General features: G+C 72.1%; 15 protein-coding genes and 1 tRNA gene. 5 read left to right on the plus strand and 11 right to left on the minus strand.

The window, feature by feature from the left end; translation table 11 throughout:
• Positions 1-159 precede the first annotated feature (159 nt).
• Positions 160-426, plus strand: coding sequence for a 30S ribosomal protein S20 (gene rpsT, locus ACWDZ7_RS07255; protein ID WP_451513118.1), 267 nt, complete (start codon positions 160-162; stop codon positions 424-426).
• A 358-nt stretch (positions 427-784) separates the two neighbouring features.
• Here rpsT and holA read toward each other — a convergent pair whose 3' ends face one another.
• Complete coding sequence (gene holA, locus ACWDZ7_RS07260; protein ID WP_451795566.1) at positions 785-1771, minus strand: DNA polymerase III subunit delta; 987 nt, start codon at positions 1769-1771, stop codon at positions 785-787.
• Positions 1772-1828: 57 nt separating this feature from the next.
• Between holA and ACWDZ7_RS07265 the strand changes: the two genes are divergently transcribed.
• Entirely contained in the window at positions 1829-2074 is a 246-nt protein-coding gene (locus ACWDZ7_RS07265; RefSeq protein WP_451513120.1) for a hypothetical protein, read from the plus strand.
• A 39-nt stretch (positions 2075-2113) separates the two neighbouring features.
• Here ACWDZ7_RS07265 and ACWDZ7_RS07270 read toward each other — a convergent pair whose 3' ends face one another.
• The 6 genes from ACWDZ7_RS07270 to leuS all read right to left on the minus strand — a co-directional run bounded on the left by ACWDZ7_RS07270 (position 2114) and on the right by leuS (position 12054).
• Entirely contained in the window at positions 2114-2998 is an 885-nt protein-coding gene (locus tag ACWDZ7_RS07270) for a YceI family protein (RefSeq protein WP_451513121.1), read from the minus strand.
• A gap of 175 nt (positions 2999-3173) precedes the next feature.
• A complete protein-coding gene (locus tag ACWDZ7_RS07275; RefSeq protein WP_451795568.1) occupies positions 3174-6038 on the minus strand; it encodes a ComEC/Rec2 family competence protein in 2865 nt (954 codons plus the stop codon).
• On the minus strand, positions 6035-7198 hold the full coding sequence (locus tag ACWDZ7_RS07280; protein WP_451795569.1) for a helix-hairpin-helix domain-containing protein: 1164 nt from the start codon (positions 7196-7198) through the stop codon (positions 6035-6037). The genes ACWDZ7_RS07275 and ACWDZ7_RS07280 overlap by 4 nt, the downstream gene beginning before the upstream one ends.
• A gap of 106 nt (positions 7199-7304) precedes the next feature.
• Positions 7305-8150, minus strand: coding sequence for a DegV family protein (locus ACWDZ7_RS07285; protein WP_451795570.1), 846 nt, complete (start codon positions 8148-8150; stop codon positions 7305-7307).
• 109 nt (positions 8151-8259) lie between these two features.
• Positions 8260-8994 carry a hypothetical protein gene (locus ACWDZ7_RS07290; protein ID WP_451795571.1) on the minus strand — a complete coding sequence of 245 codons (735 nt, stop codon included), beginning with the start codon at positions 8992-8994 and terminating at the stop codon, positions 8260-8262.
• Positions 8995-9153: 159 nt separating this feature from the next.
• On the minus strand, positions 9154-12054 hold the full coding sequence (leuS, locus tag ACWDZ7_RS07295; RefSeq protein WP_451795572.1) for a leucine--tRNA ligase: 2901 nt from the start codon (positions 12052-12054) through the stop codon (positions 9154-9156).
• A gap of 396 nt (positions 12055-12450) precedes the next feature.
• Here leuS and ACWDZ7_RS07300 point away from each other — a divergent pair, with 396 nt between their 5' ends.
• A complete protein-coding gene (locus ACWDZ7_RS07300; protein ID WP_451795574.1) occupies positions 12451-13500 on the plus strand; it encodes a hypothetical protein in 1050 nt (349 codons plus the stop codon).
• Entirely contained in the window at positions 13497-15089 is a 1593-nt protein-coding gene (locus ACWDZ7_RS07305; protein WP_451795576.1) for an NADH-ubiquinone oxidoreductase-F iron-sulfur binding region domain-containing protein, read from the plus strand. Before ACWDZ7_RS07300 ends, ACWDZ7_RS07305 begins: the two co-directional genes overlap by 4 nt.
• A 75-nt stretch (positions 15090-15164) precedes the next feature.
• On the opposite strand, the gene ACWDZ7_RS07310 is transcribed toward ACWDZ7_RS07305, so the two are convergent.
• Positions 15165-15237: transfer RNA gene (locus ACWDZ7_RS07310), tRNA-Ala, on the minus strand.
• A 122-nt stretch (positions 15238-15359) separates the two neighbouring features.
• On the opposite strand from ACWDZ7_RS07310, the gene ACWDZ7_RS07315 reads away from it, so the two are divergent.
• Complete coding sequence (locus ACWDZ7_RS07315) at positions 15360-16616, plus strand: glycosyltransferase 87 family protein (protein ID WP_451795578.1); 1257 nt, start codon at positions 15360-15362, stop codon at positions 16614-16616.
• Here the strand turns inward: ACWDZ7_RS07315 and ACWDZ7_RS07320 are convergent.
• From ACWDZ7_RS07320 to ACWDZ7_RS07330, 3 genes are all read right to left on the minus strand, one after another.
• Positions 16585-16818 carry a hypothetical protein gene (locus ACWDZ7_RS07320; RefSeq protein ID WP_030783413.1) on the minus strand — a complete coding sequence of 78 codons (234 nt, stop codon included), beginning with the start codon at positions 16816-16818 and terminating at the stop codon, positions 16585-16587. The genes ACWDZ7_RS07315 and ACWDZ7_RS07320 overlap by 32 nt on opposite strands.
• Before the next feature lie 3 nt (positions 16819-16821).
• The gene (locus ACWDZ7_RS07325) at positions 16822-17004 is read right to left on the minus strand and encodes a hypothetical protein (RefSeq protein WP_451513130.1); all 183 of its coding nucleotides are present in this window, start codon (positions 17002-17004) and stop codon (positions 16822-16824) included.
• Between the two features lie 70 nt (positions 17005-17074).
• A complete protein-coding gene (locus ACWDZ7_RS07330) occupies positions 17075-18541 on the minus strand; it encodes an MFS transporter (protein WP_451795580.1) in 1467 nt (488 codons plus the stop codon).
• Positions 18542-18585 lie beyond the last annotated feature (44 nt).

The following is an 18585-nucleotide window of genomic DNA, read 5'->3' on the forward strand; positions in this document are numbered from 1 at the left end:
ATGGTCCCATGGGTGGGGCACTGCGCTCGGTTTGGGCCGGTAGGACGGCGGCTGGTACCGTGGACAGCTGTGTCTCGTATGCCCTCTCAGCATCGAGACGCGTGTCATAACACTCATCTGCAGATCCTCTGCAGTACCTGAACCTGAAAAGGCTCTTTCGTGGCGAACATCAAGTCCCAGATCAAGCGGATCAAGACCAACGAGAAGGCGCGTCAGCGCAACAAGGCGGTCAAGTCTTCTCTGAAGACCGCGATCCGCAAGGCCCGCGAGGCCGTTGCCGCCGGTGACACCCAGAAGGCCGCCGAGCTCACGCGTGAGGCCACGCGCCAGCTGGACAAGGCCGTCTCCAAGGGCGTCATCCACAAGAACCAGGCCGCCAACAAGAAGTCGGCGCTTGCGACGAAGGCCGCGACCCTCAAGGGCTGAAGCCCTTACCCCGGCTAACTGGCTGGTCCAGTCCGCCGGGGCGCTGATCAATCCTCCCGCGAGGGTAATTCGAGCCCTCTACCTCGAATCGCGGACAGACCACGCAGTACGCCACGCTGCGCCAATGCCTCCGGACCCACTCCGGGGGCATTGCTGTATCCCCGACGGGACCCGGCACGGTGCCCCGCAGGCCCCGTTCCCAGGGGCGCGGGGAACTGCGCGACCAGCCACGAGCCACCCGCAGACAAGGTCGGCGACTGGGCAGGCGGTACGGCCTGTAAAGGGGGCGCGGGGAGCCGCACGGCCGGGCCAAGAAACCTGCCCGCAGATACAAAGGCCGCCCACCCCAGCGGAGCGCTCAGCGGCGGCCGGAGCGCGCGGCACGGGCAACAGCGACCACGGCCTTCTCCAACGCGTACTCAGGGTCGTCGCCCCCGCCCTTGACCCCCGCATCGGCCGCCGCGACAGCGGCGATCGCGGCAGCCACCCCGTCAGGGGTCCACCCTCGCATCTGCTGGCGCACCCGGTCGATCTTCCAGGGCGGCATGCCCAGCTCACGGGCGAGGTCGGCGGGACGCCCACCGCGCGCGGAGGAGAGCTTGCCGATGGCGCGGACGCCCTGCGCGAGGGCGCTGGTGATCATGACGGGAGCGACACCGGTCGACAGGGACCACCGCAACGCTTCGAGCGCCTCGGCGGCCCGCCCCTCCACGGCCCGATCGGCGACCGTGAAGCTGGAGGCCTCCGCCCGGCCCGTGTAGTACCGCCCGACGATCGCCTCGTCGATCGTGCCCGCGACGTCCGCCGCCAGCTGGGACACCGCGGAGGCGAGCTCGCGCAGATCACTGCCGATCGAGTCGACCAGGGCCTGGCACGCCTCGGGAGTCGCCGAACGTCCGAGGGCACGGAACTCGCTCCGTACGAACGACAGCCGGTCCGCGGGCTTGGTCATCTTGGGGCAGGCGACCTCACGCGCCCCCGCCTTACGGGCCGCGTCGAGCAGGCCCTTGCCCTTGGCGCCGCCCGCGTGCAGCAGGACGAGCGTGATCTCCTCGGCGGGCGCCCCGAGATACGCCTTCACGTCCTTGATCGTGTCCGCCGACAGATCCTGCGCGTTCCGCACGACCACGACCTTGCGCTCGGCGAAGAGCGAGGGGCTGGTCAGCTCCGCGAGTGTGCCGGGCTGCAACTGGTCGGAGGTGAGGTCGCGCACGTCCGTGTCCGCGTCGGCGGCGCGGGCGGCCGCCACCACCTGCTGCACGGCGCGGTCGAGGAGCAGGTCCTCCTGCCCCACGGCGAGCGTGAGGGGAGCGAGCGGATCGTCGTTAGCTGTCTTCCTGGCCATCGCGGTCAAGCATCCCACGCGGCACTGACAGCCCGTCCCCTGTCGGAGAATAGGCAGGTGACCGACGTACGACATGTCCTGGTGCTGCCCGACCGCGATGCCGCGGAGGCAGTGTCCGAAGAGCTCCCCGACCGTTTCGGCGTGGCCGAGGAACCCCAGCTGGTCCGCGACGCACTCGCCGGTGAGGACGACGCCGAGGACGCCCAGTGGCTGGTGGTCGTCGAGGACCCGGAGTCCCGCCTGGACCGGGCGGCGCTCGACGAACTGGCCGCCGAACACGAGGGCTGGCTGGAGGCCCCGTAGCGGAGACCGGCCGATCGCGGGACCGACCCGGCGGCGAGGTCAGCCGCTCTTGGGGACGACCTGGATGTCGAGGTCGATCGTGATGCTGTGCCCGACGGCCGCGATACCGCGCGCCAGCATCGTCTGCCAGGTGATCGTGAAGTCGTCGCGGTGCAGCTCGGTGGTGGCGCGGCAGGCGACGCGGGTCTCGCCCTCCAGCCCCTGACCGATCCCCAGGTACTCGGTGTCCAGCGTGACCGTGCGCGTCACGCCGTGCAGCGTCAGGCCGCCCGAGATGGCCCAGCGGCTGCCGCCCTTGTGCACGAAGCGGTCGCCGTAGAACTCCATCGTCGGGAAGCGCCCCACGTCGAGGAAGTCGCCGGAGCGCAGATGGTCGTCGCGCATCTGGACCCCGGTGTCGATGGAGGCCGCGTCGATGACGACGTGCATCGCGGACTCCTCCATCCGCTCGCCCACCCGTATGGCACCCGCGAAGCTGTTGAACCGGCCGCGGATGCGGGCAAGCCCGATGTGCCGCGCGGTGAAGCCGACGGAGGAGTGCAGGGGGTCGACCTCCCAGTCACCGGGCTCGGGAAGCGCCGGGGGCTGGGCGACCTGGAGCGTGACATCACCGAGCGAGGCGTGCGTGTCCTGGCCGACGGTCGCGCTCCCCCGGTACGGAGTGAACCCTTCCGCCGAGACCACCAAGCGGTACTCCCCCGCCGGAACCGTCGTGACGAACGACCCGTAGGGGTCCGTGCCACCGCCGACCACCTTGCGGCCCATGGCGTCACTGACGGCGAACTCCGCGTTCCGCACGGGCTCGTTGACGGGGTCGAGCACCCGACAGCTGAGCATCCCCGCGTCCGGCGGAACCCTGAACGCCGACATGGGTCCCGTCCGTCCCACCCGATTCGTACGGTTTCCCAGCCAACGGCCGAACACCTGTGACCCACCCCCACGACACTTGACACCACCTGCAAACTGCAACGAATAGGCATTCGATCACCGTTGCGGCATTCGATGCAACACGGCCGCACATCGCGGGAATGCTGGCGATGCGCTGGAACTGTCGCGAGTAGCCCGAATTGATCGCCCCCTTCGGGGCGGCACGGCACCGCTAAGGCGGCCGGGTAGCGGCTTCGAGCCGGGGCGCCGACTTCGGCCCGGAACCCACCACCGCGATCGATCCATCCACGTCCGTCCGCAGCACCTTGGCCCCTTCGGCCCGCAGCGCCGCGACCGTGACGGGAGACGGATGGCCATACGAGTTGTCCGCACCGCAAGAGATCAACGCCAGCCTCGGCGCCGCCCTGCGCAGGAGCTCCGGATCCTGATGGGCCGAGCCGTGATGGGCCACCTTCAGCACGTCCACGGAGGCGAGCGACACGGCTGCCGGAGTGCGCAGCAGGGCTCGCTGGCCCGGCGGTTCGAGGTCCCCGAGGAGCAGCAGGGTCAGCCCTCCGGTCCGCACGAGCAGCGTGACGCTCGCGTCGTTCGGCCCCTCGGGTCGCGGCACCGGACCTGGCGGGGGCCAGAGCACCTGCCACTCCAGTGGCCCCGCGCGCCGCCGCTCCCCCGCCACGGCCCGGGCCACCGGAACGCGCTCGGCCGCCGCCTGCTCCCGCACGAACTCCGCCTGCTCCGGCGGTTCCTCGAATCCCGTCGTCTGGATCACTCCCACCTCACGCCCCCGCAACACCCCCGGCAGCCCCGCGACATGGTCGGCGTGGAAGTGGGTGAGCAGCACCAGGGGCACCCGGGTGATCCCGAGCGAACGCAGGCACCGGTCGGCCGCCACCGGGTCGGGCCCCGCGTCGACGACCACCCCGGCGTCTTCGCCCGCCGCCAGCACCGTGGCGTCGCCCTGCCCCACGTCGCACACCACCATGCGCCACCCCGGCGGTGGCCATCCCGCGATCACCCTCGTGAGGGGCGGCGGCTGGACGACCACCAGGAGGAGCAGCAGGGCACAGGCCGCGGCGAGCCACGGATGCCGCGCGAGCCTGCGGCCCGCCAGGACGAACGCCACCGTGGCGAACGCGAGCAGCAGCCCGCCACGCCACCCACCCGGCCAGTCGACCCCGCTGCCGGGCAGCGCCGCGCCGGTGCGGGCGATCTCCGCGATCCACTCGGTGGGCCAACCCGCGCACCACGCCAGCGCCTCGGCGACCGGCATCGCCACCGGCGCCGACGCCAGCGCGGCGAAGCCGAGCACGGTGGCGGGCGCGACGGCGAACTCCGCGAGGAGATTGCACGGCACCGCCACCAGGCTCACCCGGGCGGCGAGGACAGCGACGACGGGCGCGCACACCGCCTGCGCCGCGGCCGCGGCGGCCAGCGCGTCGGCGAACCTCGGCGACATCCCACGCCGCCGCAGCGCCGCACTCCAGCGCGGCGCGAGGGTGAGCAGGGCGCCGGTGGCGAGGACGGAGAGCAGGAAGCCGTGGCTTCGGGCCAGCCACGGGTCGTACAGGACGAGCAGCAGCACGGCGGCGGCGAGCGCCGGGATCAGCGACCTGCGCCGCCCGGTGGCGATGGCGAGGAGCGCGATGAGCCCGCAGGCGGCGGCCCGCAGCACGCTCGGATCCGGCCGACAGACAATGACGAAGCCTAGAGTGAGCAGCCCGCCGAGCAGCGCGGTTGAGCGCAGCGGAATGCCCAGCCTCGGTGCGAGGCCCCGCCGCTCGGCACGCTGGGCGGTGCCCGGTGGGCCGATGAGCAGGACGAGGACGATTGTGAGGTTCGCCCCGCTGACGGCGAGCAAGTGCGTCAGGTCGGTCGCCCGGAACGCCTGCTCCAGCTCGGCGGGCACCCGCGAGGTGTCCCCGACGACCAGCCCCGGCAGCAGCGCGCGGGCATCGGCCGACAGCCCGTCCGTGGCCTCCCGCAACCCGCCCCGCAACTCCCCGGCGAGCCGCTGTGCCCCGGTCGGCGCCCCGACCACGCGCGGCGCCCGCTGCCCGGACACCCGGAGCACCGCCGCGACCTTGTCCCCCTCCGACAGCGGTGGCGCCATCCGTGCCTGCACCCGCAACCGCGTGGACGGCAGCAGGGCGAGCCAGGCATCGGCGGAGCTGGTGGCGCCGGCCGACCGCACCCCTGCTCCTGCTTCCGGTGGCGCCTTACCGCGACTTCCCGGAGCGCCCAGTGACCTCGCGGAGCCGGAATCCTCCCCGCGCACGACGGCCAGAACCGGGGTCCGCGTCACGCTCGCCGTGCCGTCCGTCTGCGTGACGCGGACGACATCGGCGTCCAGCACGACCGCGGGCGGCATCGCGTGCGCGCTCGCGACCCGGGGTCGGGTGCGCCGGGGATCAGACGTGACCTCCACCTCCGCTTCCACTTCCGCGTACTCGCCGGCCAGCGCCGGAACCGGGCCACGGTGCAGATCCGCCCCGTGCAGCGCGGCGGAGCCTGCCGAGGCGGCGACGCAGAGCAGCGTCGCAGCCACGGACAATCGCCCCCACGGGGGTCGCCGTCCCCGCAACTGCCCCTGCGGCAACTGCCCTGGCCGGGCGGCCCACCGAGCCTGGCGCCCAGGGCCAGTACCAGAGCTGCCGCTAGGCCCAGTGGCACCGGCAGCAGCAGCGGCAGCAGCGGCACTACCAGTACCGCCAGTACCGCCAGCAGCGGCAGCGGCAGCAGCGCCAGCACCGGCAGTGGCAACGCCTCCAGCAGCACCGACGCCACTCCGACTCCCAGCGCCAACCGCAGCCGCGCCCCTCGCCCGCCATCCCCGAGCCGTCCACGTCACCAGCAGCGCACCGGCCACCGCCACACAGACCGCCACCGTGGCGACCGCCCACCGAGGCGGGGCGTCCAGCATCAGTGCGGCCGCCGCCCACGCCGCCAGCGCGGGAGGAACCAGCCGGAGGTCGACCGGCCCCTCCTGCCGGGGATGCGAAGCACCGAGAGGGTTTCCCGACGAGGCGTGAACCGCCGCACGCGCCGCCCCCGCCCTGCTCCGAGACCCCGGCGTCATGGCCGTACGAGATCCTGGAGATCGGCGAAGCGCCGATCACCGATGCCGTTGACCTCGCGGAGTTCTTCGACGGAGCGGAAACCTCCGTGCTCGCTGCGGTAGTCGATGATGTGCTGTGCCAACACGGGGCCGACGCCCGGCAGTTCGTCGAGCTGCTCGGCAGTCGCCGTGTTCAGGCCGACCAGGCCCGTGGCGGTAGATCCGGCCCCCGCCGTTCCCGCGCCGCCCGCCGCGACACCGGCACCGGCACCGCCGGGTCCGGCAGCCGTAGCCAGCTCTCCGACCACCACCTGCTCACCGTCCATCAGGAACCGCGCGCGGTTGAGACCGCCCATGTCGGCACCGGGCCGCGCCCCTCCCGCGGCACGCAGCGCGTCAGCCACCCTGGACCCCGCGGGCAATCGGTGGACACCGGGACGGCGGACCTTCCCGCTGACGTCCACGACGATCCCGCCACCACCCGCACCGGCCGCCGCGCCCGTCGCACCGCTCCCGCCCGCCGACGCCCGACCCGCTTCGGCCGGAGACCCCGGCGAGGGAGCCGGTTCCGCGCCTCGCTCAGCGGGCGCGGCCGCCTCGCGCAACACGTCCGGCGCCTGCACGGGCCGGGTCCGCCCCTCCCAGAAGTGCTGCGCGGCGAAGACCGAGGCGACGGCGAGGACCACGACGAGCGCGACGACGCCGCGCCGCTCCAGCCCACATCTCGACTGAAGCCACACCGGCAGCCGCTCCCGCAGAGCCAGCCCCATCCGCTCCCGCCGCGAGGGACAGGCCTGCGCCTTCCGATCCGGGGCGGGCTCCACCTCCGCCTCCGCACCCGCTCCCGCTCCCGCTCGCGCTCCCGCAGCCTCTGCCTCTGCCTCTGCTCTGGTCTCTCCCTGCCGTGCCCACCCAGGTGGCACAGGCACCCCGCGACTGGCCTCGCGCTTCGGCAGAAGCTCCACGTCAGCAGCCGCGACGTCCAGCCGCGGCGAAGAAGGGGGTGGCTGCGGCTCGGCGAAGAGGCTCTCCGCGCGCAGTCGCACCGCCTCCGACGAGGCATGGCTGTGCCGGACCCGGCTGCGGGCCTGACGGCGTCGCGCACGGCCGTCGGATGCGGGGCCCCGGCCGGGGCCGCTCGTCGCGGATGTTGTTCGAGAAGGTGATCGAAGTGAGGTCATGCCGACGACGGTAGACATCGCGGCGACATTGTGTTGATCTTGGGCAATTCCCGTGGATTACCCGGCAGTTGTGGATAACTCCGTCACCCGCACGAGCGAAAAGACCTCACCGCGGCGAGACCACGGCCCCCAGCAGCCCAGGCCCCGTGTGCGCCCCGATCACCGCGCCCACCTCGCTGACGTGCAACTCCCCCAGGCCCGGCAGCCGCTCGCGGAGGTGGTCCGCGAGGGTCGACGCCCGGTCCGGCGCCGCCAGATGGTGCACCGCGATGTCGACCCGGCCCGTCCCGGCCCGTTCGACGACGATCTCCTCCAGCCGGGCGATCGCCTTCGACGCCGTCCGCACCTTCTCCAGCATGTCGATGCGGCCGCCGTCCAGCTTCAGGAGCGGCTTCACGGCGAGCGCGGAGCCCAGCAGGGCCTGCGCGGCGCCAATACGGCCGCCCCTGCGCAGATAGTCGAGGGTGTCGACGTAGAAGTACGCGGACGTGCCCGCGGCGCGTTTCTCGGCGGCCGCCACCGCCTCCTCCACCGCATCCCCCGCCTCCACGGCCTCCGCCGCCGCGAGGGCGCAGAAGCCGAGGGCCATCGCGACCATGCCGGTGTCCACCACCCGCACCGGCACCGGCGCGTCCTTCGCCGCGAGGACCGCGGCGTCGTACGTACCGGAGAACTCGGCGGACAGATGCAGCGAGACGATGGCTGTCGCGCCGGCCTCGGCGACCTTCCGGTATGTCTCCGCGAAGAGCTCGGGACTGGGCCGGGACGTGGTCACCGACTTCCGCTTCTGCAGCGCCAGGGCGAGGGAGCGCGCCGAGATCTCGGTGCCTTCCTCCAGCGCCTGGTCACCCAGGACCACGGTCAGGGGCACCGCGGTGATGCCGTGCTGCTCCATCGTCCGCTGCGGCAGATAGGCCGTTGAATCCGTGACGATCGCGACATGGCGGGACATGGGCTGGAGATTACCCGCCCCAGCCGCAGGACGGCAGCCCGGCCCCTGCTCGTCCTGTGCGCCGTGCTCGCCCCGTCCCCTGGTAGCTTCCCTTGTCACGGGCGGCGGCTCAGGTCGTGCTCTCGGGCTTGGCCTTCTTCTCCCACGGATACGTGGGCGTCGCCGCGGGCGGCGTGATCGCGGGCCGCGTGGGCTCCTGGGATGTTTGCGCGGAAGGCTCGGACCAGGTCTGCTCGGCGTCCTTGGCGGGCTGCGCGGCGGGCTCGGGCCAGGCGGCGGGGGCCTGCGCGGGCGCCGGCTCCGTCGTCCAGTGCCGCAGGGCACCCGCCTCCATGTCGATCTGCGTGCTCAGCGAGTCCAGGTCGTCGCCCGCGAACCGGCGGGCCCGGTCGCGCGCCGACCACCGCAGCGAGTCCGCCGCCTTGGTGATCTGCTCCGTGCGTTCCCGCAGCTCGGGGAGTCGCTCGGCCAGGGCCGCCTTGTTCGGGTCACGCTCCAGACGGCGCAGCTCGTCGTCCAGCTCGTGCCCATGGGCGCTGAGTCGGTCGAACAGCAAGAGGGACTCCTTCAGGGAGGCGTCCTCGACGGCGCCCGCCTGCAGCACGTCCTGTGTGGACCTCATCGACGTCCGCAAGGACAGTCGCAGCTGGGCCAGTTCACCCGCGGCGCCGACCTGGGCGAAGCTCCTCGCGCGAAGGGTGGTGTCCTCCACCGTGCGGCGGGCTTCCGTGATGGTGCGGTCCACGCCCCGCTTGGCCGCTTTGACGACCTTCACCGTGGCATACACCCCCAGCACCAGGAACAGCACCACGAGCAGCGCCACGATTGCGCCCACGGCTTCCATGACGCTCCTCTCCGACTTTTCGACTCATTGACTCTTTGACTACACCAAGTCCGTCCGCGCCAGCGACGGCTCTTCCACCGTAAACGGAGAAGGCAGGCCGGAGGTTCCATCGGAACCCCCAACCTGCCCGTAAGGGAAGACCCCTATACCGCTATACCGCTACGCCGGAACGATGTTCACCAGCTTCGGCGCCCGCACGATCACCTTGCGGATGCCCGCGCCGTCCAGCGCGGCCACGACCTTCTCGTCGGCCAGGGCCACCTTCTCCAGCTCCTCGTCGGAAATCGACGGGGAGACCTCCAGGCGCGCCTTGACCTTGCCCTTGATCTGCACGACGCAGGTCACGGACTCGTCCACGACGTACGCCGGGTCGGCGACCGGGAAGTCCTGGTGGACGACCGAGTCGGTGTGACCCAGCTTGCGCCACAGCTCCTCGGCGACGTGCGGGGCCAGCGGCGCGATCAGCAGCACCAGGCGCTCGGCGACCGACCGCGGCACGGGCCCGGCGGCCTTCGTCAGGTGGTTGTTCAGCTCGGTGATCTTGGCGATGGCGGTGTTGAACCGCATGCCGTCCAGGTCCTGGCGGACGCCGTCGATCGCCTTGTGCAGGGCGCGCAGGGTGGCCTCGTCGATGTCTGCCTCGGCGACGTCCGCGACGGTGACCTCACCGGTCGACTCGTCGACGATCAGGCGCCACAGCCGCTGCAGCAGGCGGTACTGGCCGACGACCGCGCGGGTGTCCCAGGGGCGCGACACGTCCAAGGGGCCCATCGCCATCTCGTACAGCCGCAGGGTGTCCGCGCCGTACTCGTCGCAGATCTCGTCCGGCGTGACGGCGTTCTTCAGGGACTTGCCCATCTTGCCCAGCTCGCGCTTGACCGGCTCGCCCTCGAAGAAGAACCTGCCGTCGCGCTCCTCGACCTCGGCCGCCGGCACCGGGAAGCCGCGGCTGTCCCGGTAGACGTAGGCCTGGATCATGCCCTGGTTGTACAGCTTGTGGAACGGCTCGGCGGACGAGATGTGGCCCAGGTCGAACAGGATCTTCGACCAGAAGCGCGCGTACAGCAGGTGCAGCACCGCGTGCTCGGCGCCGCCCACGTACAGGTCGACGCCGCCGGTGGGCTGTCCCGCGCGCGGGCCCATCCAGTACTGCTCGACGGTGGGGTCGACCAGCTGCTGGTCGTTGCGCGGGTCCAGGTAGCGCAGCTCGTACCAGCACGAGCCGGCCCAGTTGGGCATCGTGTTGGTCTCGCGGCGGTACTTCTTGGGACCGTCGCCCAGGTCCAGCGTGACGTTGACCCAGTCCTCGTTGCGGGACAGCGGCGTCTCCGGGGAGGTGTCCGCGTCGTCCGGGTCGAAGGTGCGCGGGGAGTAGTCGTCGACCTCCGGCAGCTCCAGGGGCAGCATCGACTCGGGCAGCGAGTGGGCGATGCCGTCCTCGCCGTAGACGATCGGGAAGGGCTCGCCCCAGTAGCGCTGGCGGCTGAAGAGCCAGTCGCGCAGCCGGAAGTTGACGGTGCCCTCGCCGATGCCGCGCGTGGCCAGCCAGCCGGTGATGCGCGCCTTGGCGTCGACGACACCCAGGCCGTCCAGGGTGATCTCCTCGTTCGCGGAGTTGATCAGCTTCGCCTCGTACGAGGAGAAGGCGTCGTCCCACGTCGTGGTGTCGGTGCCGCGGTCGTCGGACGGCTCCACCACGCAGCGCATCGGCAGGTGGAAGGCGCGCGCGAAGGCGAAGTCGCGGCTGTCGTGCGCCGGGACGGCCATGATGGCGCCGGTGCCGTAGCCCATCAGTACGTAGTCGGCGATGAAGACCGGGACCTGCTCGCCGCTGACCGGGTTGGTGGCGTAGACGCCGGTGAAGACGCCGGTCTTCTCCTTGGCGTCGGCCTGCCGCTCGACGTCGGACTTCGAGGCGGCGAAGGCGCGGTACTTGGAAACGGCCTCGGTGGGGGTGGCGTGGCCGCCGGTCCACACCTCGTGGGTGCCCTCGGGCCAGGCCGCGGGCACGACCTTGTCGACCAGCTCGTGCTCGGGCGCCAGGACCATGTAGGTCGCGCCGAACAGGGTGTCCTGGCGGGTGGTGAAGACGGTGATCGCATCGCCTTCGGTGCCCACGGGGAAGTCGACACGCGCGCCTTCGGAGCGGCCGATCCAGTTGCGCTGCTGCAGCTTGATGGCCTCGGGCCAGTCCAGGGCGTCCAGGTCGTCCAGCAGTCGGTCGGCGTACGCGGTGATGCGCATGTTCCACTGGCGCAGCTTGGACTTGAAGACGGGGAAGTTGCCGCGCTCGGAGCGGCCGTCGGCGGTGACCTCCTCGTTGGCCAGGACGGTGCCCAGGCCGGGGCACCAGTTGACGGGCGCGTCGGAGGCGTAGGCCAGGCGGTACTGGCTCAGCACGTCCGCGCGCTCGGAGGCGTCCAGCTCGCTCCACGCGCGCGTGGTGCCCGGTACGGCGCGCTCACCGCCGGCGAACTGCGCGACCAGGTCGGCGATCGGGCGGGCCTTCTTGGCGTCGGCGTCGTACCAGGAGTTGAAGATCTGGACGAAGATCCACTGGGTCCACTTGTAGTACTCGGGATCGATCGTCGCGAACGAGCGCCGCTTGTCGTGCCCCAGGCCCAGTGCGCGCAGCTGGGCCTTCATGTTCTCGATGTTGGCCTCGGTGGAGACGCGCGGGTGGGTGCCCGTCTGCACGGCGTACTGCTCGGCGGGCAGGCCGAAGGCGTCGAAGCCCAGGGTGTGCAGGACGTTGTGGCCGGTCATGCGCTGGAAGCGCGCGAAGACGTCCGTGGCGATGTACCCCAGGGGGTGGCCGACGTGCAGGCCCGCTCCGGAGGGGTACGGGAACATGTCCATGATGAACTTCTTGGGCTTGGCGACCAGCGCGGTCTCGGCCTCGTCCCGCGCGGCCATGTCGCCGCTCGGGTTCGGTGCCTCGTAGGTGCCCCGGGCATCCCAGAAGTCCTGCCAGCGTGCCTCGATCTCAGCGGCCAGAGCGGCCGTATAGCGGTGCGGCGCGGCCACCTCGGAGGCGGCAGCAGAATTCGTCTCGCTCATGATCCTCAAAGCTCCATCGATCGTCTCTGCCTACGGAATTGACCGTGCTGGCCAAATAAAAATGCCCCTCGCACAGGAGGGGACGCCGCGCCGATTCCGACCACGATTCACCGGCGGTCGGGACTGATCAGCGCGGCCCGCTAAGCAGAAGGCGTACGGCACGCATGGCGTCAGGGTACCGCAGCCCTCCCGCGACCCGCGACGAGCTTGTGCGCCGGACGCCCGGAGCCCCCACTTCCCAGCTTTGGCCAAGGGTTACTCCGCGTACCGCCCACTATCGGGGCAACACCAAGATCGCGTCGCACTTTGATAACAACGCAATAACTGAAACCCCGTACCCACCGGTATGGAGCGACTTAGCATGCGGCGGGACCGAACCATTTCGGAGCCGCCCCCATGAACCCTCCGCACCGTCTGCACCCCGATCGCCGGAGCCGACTGCTCGGCACCGGAGCCCTGCTCCTGATACCCCTGTTCGTCTTCGCGGGCAGTGACGGCTTCCGGGCCGCCCTGGACTTCACCACCGGCGTCCTGTGCCTGGTCTCCCTCACCGCCTCCGTGGTCTGGGGCCTGGTCGCCACCGACCGCCTCTTCCTGCGCTCGCGTCAGCGACTGCTCGCCCAGGCCGTGCACCGGGCCACAGCGGTCGCCTCCGTCGGCTTCCTGCTGCTCCACGGCACCGTCAAGGTCGCCCTCGACCACGTGTCGCCCCTCGGCGCCCTGGTGCCCTTCGGGCTCGGCGTCACCGGCAGCGCCGGACTCATCGGCCTCGGCTCGCTCGCCGGCCTCCTCATGGTGGCCACGGGCGTCACCGGAGCCCTGCGCAGCGCCTTCGCCTCCCCCGCGCGGATCGCCTCGCGCTGGCGGGCGCTGCACATGCTCGCCTACCCCGCCTGGTGCGCGGCGCTGATCCACGGCCTGTACGCGGGCCGCCCGCCGAAGCCCTGGGTGATCGCCCTGTACTGCCTGTGCCTCGTCGCGGTCGCCGGGGCCGTCACGCTGCGCGCGGCGCCGCCCCCGGTCAAGCGGAAGGTCGCCGCCCACATCCTGGCGCTGCTCGAACCGGAGCGCGGCGCCCCACTGCGCGAACGCCCTCCCGCGCGGGACACCACGTCCGCCCCCCTCCCCGGCACGGCCCCTGACGTCACCCCCCTCCAGGACCCGGTCGTCGGCATCTCGGCGGCCTACCGCGCCCTGACCGAGCCGCTTCCCCCCATGCCCGACGCCGCACCCGTGAACCGCTGGCCCACCCCCTGCCCGCCGCCGCCCGCCGAGTCCCCCTACGTGGCGCCCCAGCCCACCTATGACACGACACCCCAGCCCGTCCATGACCCCACCTACGACCCCGCGTACGACATCGGCCCCGCCACCGAACCGCTGCCCCGGCCCTTCCAGGCCCCCAGCTCGGGCGAGCCCTGGAACGCCGCCACCGGAGGCCACCCGTGAACGCGTCACTGCCCGACGTCCCCGAAGTCCGCGTCGTCGGCCTCCCCTTGCTCACGTCGGGCTTCGACCTGGTCGAACGCCTCGATCTGACCATGCACCTGAAGGTGCACGGCCCCCTGGAACCCATGGCGGGCGAACCGCTCGCCCGCCTCGCCGAGCACATCGGGCTGCGCGGCCGGGGCGGCGCCGGCTTCCCGTTCGCGCGGAAGCTGCGGGCCGTCGCGGACGCGGCGATACGTCGCGGGGTGCGCCCCGTGGTGGTCGTCAACGGCAGCGAGGACGAACCGGCCTGCCGCAAGGACACCGTCCTCATCAACCGCGCCCCGCACCTCATCCTGGACGGCGCCCTGCTCGCCGCGGAGGCCCTCGGCGCCCGCACCCTGGTCATCGGCGTGACCCGCGACTCCACCGAGGCCTCGATGCGCACCGCCCTCGCCGAGCGCGGCCTCGGCGACCGGCGCGGACCGGCCCTCCGCGCGCGCGTGCAGCGCAATCCGGTGCGCATGGTCACCGGGGAGTCCTCCGCCCTGGTCCGCTCGGCCGACGGCGGCCCCCCGCTGCCGCCGGGCCGCAAGACGCGTACGTCCGACTCCGGAGTGGGCGGCGCCCCGACGCTGCTCTCCAACGCGGAGACGTTCGCCCAGCTCGCCGTCGCCGCGCGGATCGGCGCCGACCGGTACTGCCGCACCGGGCTGCGCGACGAACCCGGCACGGTCCTGCTGACCCTCTCCGGAGCGGTCGCCCGGCCGATGGTCGTGGAGGCCCCCACCGGAGTGCCCTTGCGGTACGTCCTTCAGCTCGCCGGCGCCCCACCGCTCCCCCAGGGCGTGCTGACGGGCGGCTACCACGGCAAGTGGCTGGACAGTGTCACAGCGCACGACGCGGTCGTCTCCCGCGCCGCCCTGGAGGCCTGCGGGGGCGCGCTCGGCGCGGGTGCGGTCCTGCCGATCGGCGAGGGCACCTGCCCGCTCGGCGAGTCGCTGCGCGTCGCGCACTGGCTGGCGGCGGAGAGCGCCGGGCAGTGCGGCCCCTGCTACCTCGGTCTGCCCGCGGCGGCCCGCGGCCTCGCTGACGTCCTCCAAGGGGGCGGCCCGACCGCCCTGGAAGCGCTGCGCGAGGTGACCCGGGCGGTGAAGCGGCGCGGCGCCTGCAAGCATCCGGACGGCTCCGCGGCCTTCCTGGAGTCGGCGATCGCGGCGTTCACGGACGACCTCGCGGCACACGTCCTGGGCGGCGGCTGCGGCCGCCCCGTCGAGGGCGTCCTGCCTCTCCAGACGGACGCTCCCCCGGCGGAAGCCCCTACCGGCCGCAAGCTGGCCGTCGACTGGACCCTGTGTCAGGGCCACGGCCTGTGCGCGGACATCGTCCCGGAGCTGATCCAGCTGGGCCCGGACGGCTTCCCCTCGGTGGCGGAGGCCTCCGTACCGCGCTACTCCGAAGCGCGTGCCTCCCGCGCGGTGCGCCGCTGCCCGGCGCTCGCCCTGCGCATCGAGGAGGACCCGAAGGCGGCGGCCCCGGCGCGTCCGGCTCTGCCCGCCGCGCTCCCCTCGGGCCGGCGCCGCAGGGCCCTGGGCAGCGGACGGCAGTGACAGGAAGAGAAGGGGGAAGGGAGAAGAAAGATGAGAGCGGGCCACCCGATCCGGGTGGCCCGCTCTCATCTGCTGTGGAGCTAAGGAGAATTGAACTCCTGACCTCCTGCATGCCATGCAGGCGCTCTACCAACTGAGCTATAGCCCCTTGCTGTGTCCGCCCGGTTTCCCCGGCGGCTCCGCCAACATTACACGGTCCTACCCGTGCTCCACCAAATCGATTCCCTTCTGGGCCTATACCGCCCGATAAGGCCGGTACTGTCAGCCTCCGTGACCGTGATCGCGTCCGCCGCCGCCCGCCGCCACGCACCTCTGGCCGCCGGCGCCTGCCTGCTCTCCTTCACGGCCTTCTGGCTCGCCCAGCGCGCCGCCGACGTCTCGATGATCGACCTGATGGTCTACCGGGCCGAGGGCGAGACCGTACGCGCGGGCGGCGACCTCTACGCACTGCGCACCACCGAAGCCCACCTGCCGACGACCTACCCGCCCTTCGCCGCGCTTCTGTTCACGCCGCTGACGCTCCTGGACACGTCGGACATGCGCACCCTCGCGACGCTGGGGAACCTGCTCCTCCTGGTGGTGTTCGTGGCCCTCTCCCTGCGGTTCGTCGGCGAGACCCGGCACGCGCGCGTGGAGGAGAGGCATGCGCGCGTGGAGGAGAGGCATGCGCGAGTGGAGAGCGCTCTGTGGGCGTCCGCGCTCGCCGTCTGGTGCGAGCCGGTGTGGACGACGCTGCGCTACGGGCAGATCAACCTGCTGCTCGCCGTCCTCGTCCTGTGGGACCTGTCCCGGCGCCCCGGCCACCGCTGGGCGGGCCTGGGCATCGGCATCGCCGCGGCGATCAAGCTGACGCCCGCGCTCTTCACCGTCCTCCTGCTGCTGACCGGGGCCGCCGAGGCCCTGCGGCGCGGTGTGTGGCGGCCCGCCGTGCGGCACGCGTGCGTGGCGGCCGTCTCGTTCGCCGGTGCGACGCTCCTCGCCGCCGCCGTCCTGCCCTACGACTCGTGGCGGTTCTGGACCCGGATGGTCTTCGAGGCGGGCCGGGTCGGCCTGGCGGAGGACACCGCGAACCAGTCGCTGCGCGGTGTCCTCGCCCGCCTCCTGCACACCGCGGAACCCGGCGCCTGGTGGGCGGTGGCAGCGGCGGCGTCCTGCGCGCTCGGCCTCGCGGTCGCGGTGGCCGCCGCGCTGCGCGGGGACCGGGCCTGGGCCGCGCTGTGCTGCGCGGCGACGGCACTCCTGGTGAGCCCGGTGTCGTGGTCGCACCACTGGGTGTGGTGCGTGCCGATGGTGCTGCTCCTGGGGGCCGAGGCGGCTCACCGGGGCGGCCGCGCCCGGTGGGCGGTCACCGCGGCCACGTGCCTGGTCTTCTGCTCGTACGCCCTGTGGTGGGTGCCGCATGGAGTGGGACGGCTGGAACTCAGCCAGAACTATGGCCAGATGACGCTGTCCGCCCTCTACGTAGTGACCGCTTTCGGTTTCCTGCTGGCAGGAGTCATGCGGTGGCGAACGAGTAGAACCGCTTGAGGGTGCAGTGCTCGTCGAGCAGTCGGCCGTAGATCGGCTCCCCTTCGAGCTCGCGATAAGTCTCGATGGGGTCGCCTTTTATGATCAGCGCCCTCGCGCATTCCTCGCACCAGTACTGGTACTCGTTGTTGACCGGCTCCATGTCGCGGACGATCGGTGTGCCACTGCCGCACCAGTCGCATTTCCGCCTGTGTGCACCCATCGATCAGCTCCAGCTGTGGCCGCAGGCGGTGCAGACGTAACTGACTCCGCCGTTGTCACCGAGAACTTGGGCGACGTGGGCAGAGCCGCAGGAAGGGCACTTGAGGAGCGTGCGGAGCGCGGCACATTCTCGTATCGCCGCCGCGTCGAAGAGGCGGTCGACCTCTTCGAGGATGCTCGCAGGCATCACGCTCTCCCTCCCGTCGGGCTGCGTCCCCTTCCGGCCGTCCGATTCTGCCACGGTCTGAGCGGGCCGGTCAGCGACGCATTCGTACCAGTCCGGACACGGCGGCGAGTGCGGCCACGGCAGCGAGCGCATAGCAGCACACCAGGAGCGCGTCCCCGGATGAATACGCCCGGGAGCCCCCTCCCGACTCAAGCCGGTTCAAGAAGAGCGCCCCGAAGCAGGCGACTCCGGTCAGCTGGCCGATCTGTGTGACTGTGGCGAGAAGGCCGCTGGCGTCCGCCGCGTCCTCGGCACGCACCGCGGCGAGCGCCCGCGTGAGCGTCGGACTGAAGCCCAGGGAGAGCCCCGCTCCCGCACCGACGAAGGCCACGTACAGCCAGATCCCGCCGTCGCCACCGTCACGCAGCAGCAGCCCCACGGCGGCCGTCGACACCGCGCTCAGCGCGAACCCGCCGGGGATCAACGCCCGTTGGACCGCCTGTGGCCAGCCGCGCCAGGTCAGGCCGACCAGGCCGAAGACCACGGCGGTCGGCGCGAAGGTGAGACCGGCGCGCAGCGCGCTGTAGCCGAGGCCGCCCTGGACGTGCAGCGTGAGCGCGAACAGGAAGCCGGCGTTGACGGCCATCACGGCGGTGACCCGGAAGACCGCGAGGCCCATGCCAGGCGTTCGCAGCACCCGTGGCGCGATCAGCGGCGTGCCGCCCCGCCGGGCGAGCCGGGACTCGTACACGCAGAACAGCGCGAAGAGGCACGCGGCGACGGCCAGCGACAGCCAGGACCACAGCGGCCAGCCCTCCTGCTGCCCGAGCACGAGCGGCACGGTGAACAGCGACACCGCGGCGCCGAGCAGCACGGATCCCACCACGTCGAGCCCGCGCGCCCGCGCCGCCGCCCGCCCCGCGTCGTCGTCGCGCGGCAGCACGCGCACGGCGAGGACGAGCAGGGCCACGCCGACCGGCACGTTCACCAGGAACACCGGACGCCAGCCGGTGCCGAACAGATCGGCGCTGACGAGGACCCCGCCGAGCACCTGCCCGGCGGCGGCGCCGGTCGCGAGGACCGCCGAGTACGCGCCGAGCGCCTTCACCCGCGCCTCGCCCGCGAAGTTCCGCTGGATCAGGCTGAGCACCTGCGGGATGAGGACGGCGGACCCCGCGCCCTGCAGCAGCCGGAAGGCGATCAACCCGCCCGTGCCCTGGGCGAGTCCGCAGGCGAGCGAGGCCACCGTGAAGACCGCGAGGCCCGCGAGGTACACGCGGCGGTGCCCGAGGAGGTCGCCGAGCCGCGCGCCGGTGATCAGGAGCACGGCGTACGTGATGGTGTAGCCGGCGATGACCAGCTGCAGTCCGGCGCCCGACGCGTGCAGTTCGGTGCGGATGGTGGGCGCCGCGACATTGACGATGAAGACGTCGAGCAGCGCCATGAACTGGGCGGCCAGCACGACCGCGAGCAGCCGTCCACGGCGATTGTCAGTGCCGGGGGCTTTACTGGTTGTGGGAGTTGGACCCGCGGGGGCGGGAGAGGTGGTCGTCGTCATGCCATCGAGCGTGCGGGCGGCCGGGTACGGGTAACGAGAGCCCG

Source organism: Streptomyces sp. NPDC003032 (assembly GCF_053591415.1).

What these genes read in the sequence shown, in the direction of transcription:
- holA (WP_451795566.1), bottom strand. Translation starts at nt 1,771, where the DNA reads ATGGCCAGGAAGACAGCTAACGACGATCCGCTCGCTCCCCTCACGCTC.
- ACWDZ7_RS07275 (WP_451795568.1), bottom strand. Translation starts at nt 6,038, where the DNA reads ATGACGCCGGGGTCTCGGAGCAGGGCGGGGGCGGCGCGTGCGGCGGTT.
- ACWDZ7_RS07280 (WP_451795569.1), bottom strand. Translation starts at nt 7,198, where the DNA reads ATGACCTCACTTCGATCACCTTCTCGAACAACATCCGCGACGAGCGGC.
- ACWDZ7_RS07285 (WP_451795570.1), bottom strand. Translation starts at nt 8,150, where the DNA reads ATGTCCCGCCATGTCGCGATCGTCACGGATTCAACGGCCTATCTGCCG.
- ACWDZ7_RS07290 (WP_451795571.1), bottom strand. Translation starts at nt 8,994, where the DNA reads ATGGAAGCCGTGGGCGCAATCGTGGCGCTGCTCGTGGTGCTGTTCCTG.
- leuS (WP_451795572.1), bottom strand. Translation starts at nt 12,054, where the DNA reads ATGAGCGAGACGAATTCTGCTGCCGCCTCCGAGGTGGCCGCGCCGCAC.
- ACWDZ7_RS07300 (WP_451795574.1), top strand. Translation starts at nt 12,451, where the DNA reads ATGAACCCTCCGCACCGTCTGCACCCCGATCGCCGGAGCCGACTGCTC.
- ACWDZ7_RS07320 (WP_030783413.1), bottom strand. Translation starts at nt 16,818, where the DNA reads ATGGGTGCACACAGGCGGAAATGCGACTGGTGCGGCAGTGGCACACCG.
- ACWDZ7_RS07325 (WP_451513130.1), bottom strand. Translation starts at nt 17,004, where the DNA reads ATGCCTGCGAGCATCCTCGAAGAGGTCGACCGCCTCTTCGACGCGGCG.
- ACWDZ7_RS07330 (WP_451795580.1), bottom strand. Translation starts at nt 18,541, where the DNA reads ATGACGACGACCACCTCTCCCGCCCCCGCGGGTCCAACTCCCACAACC.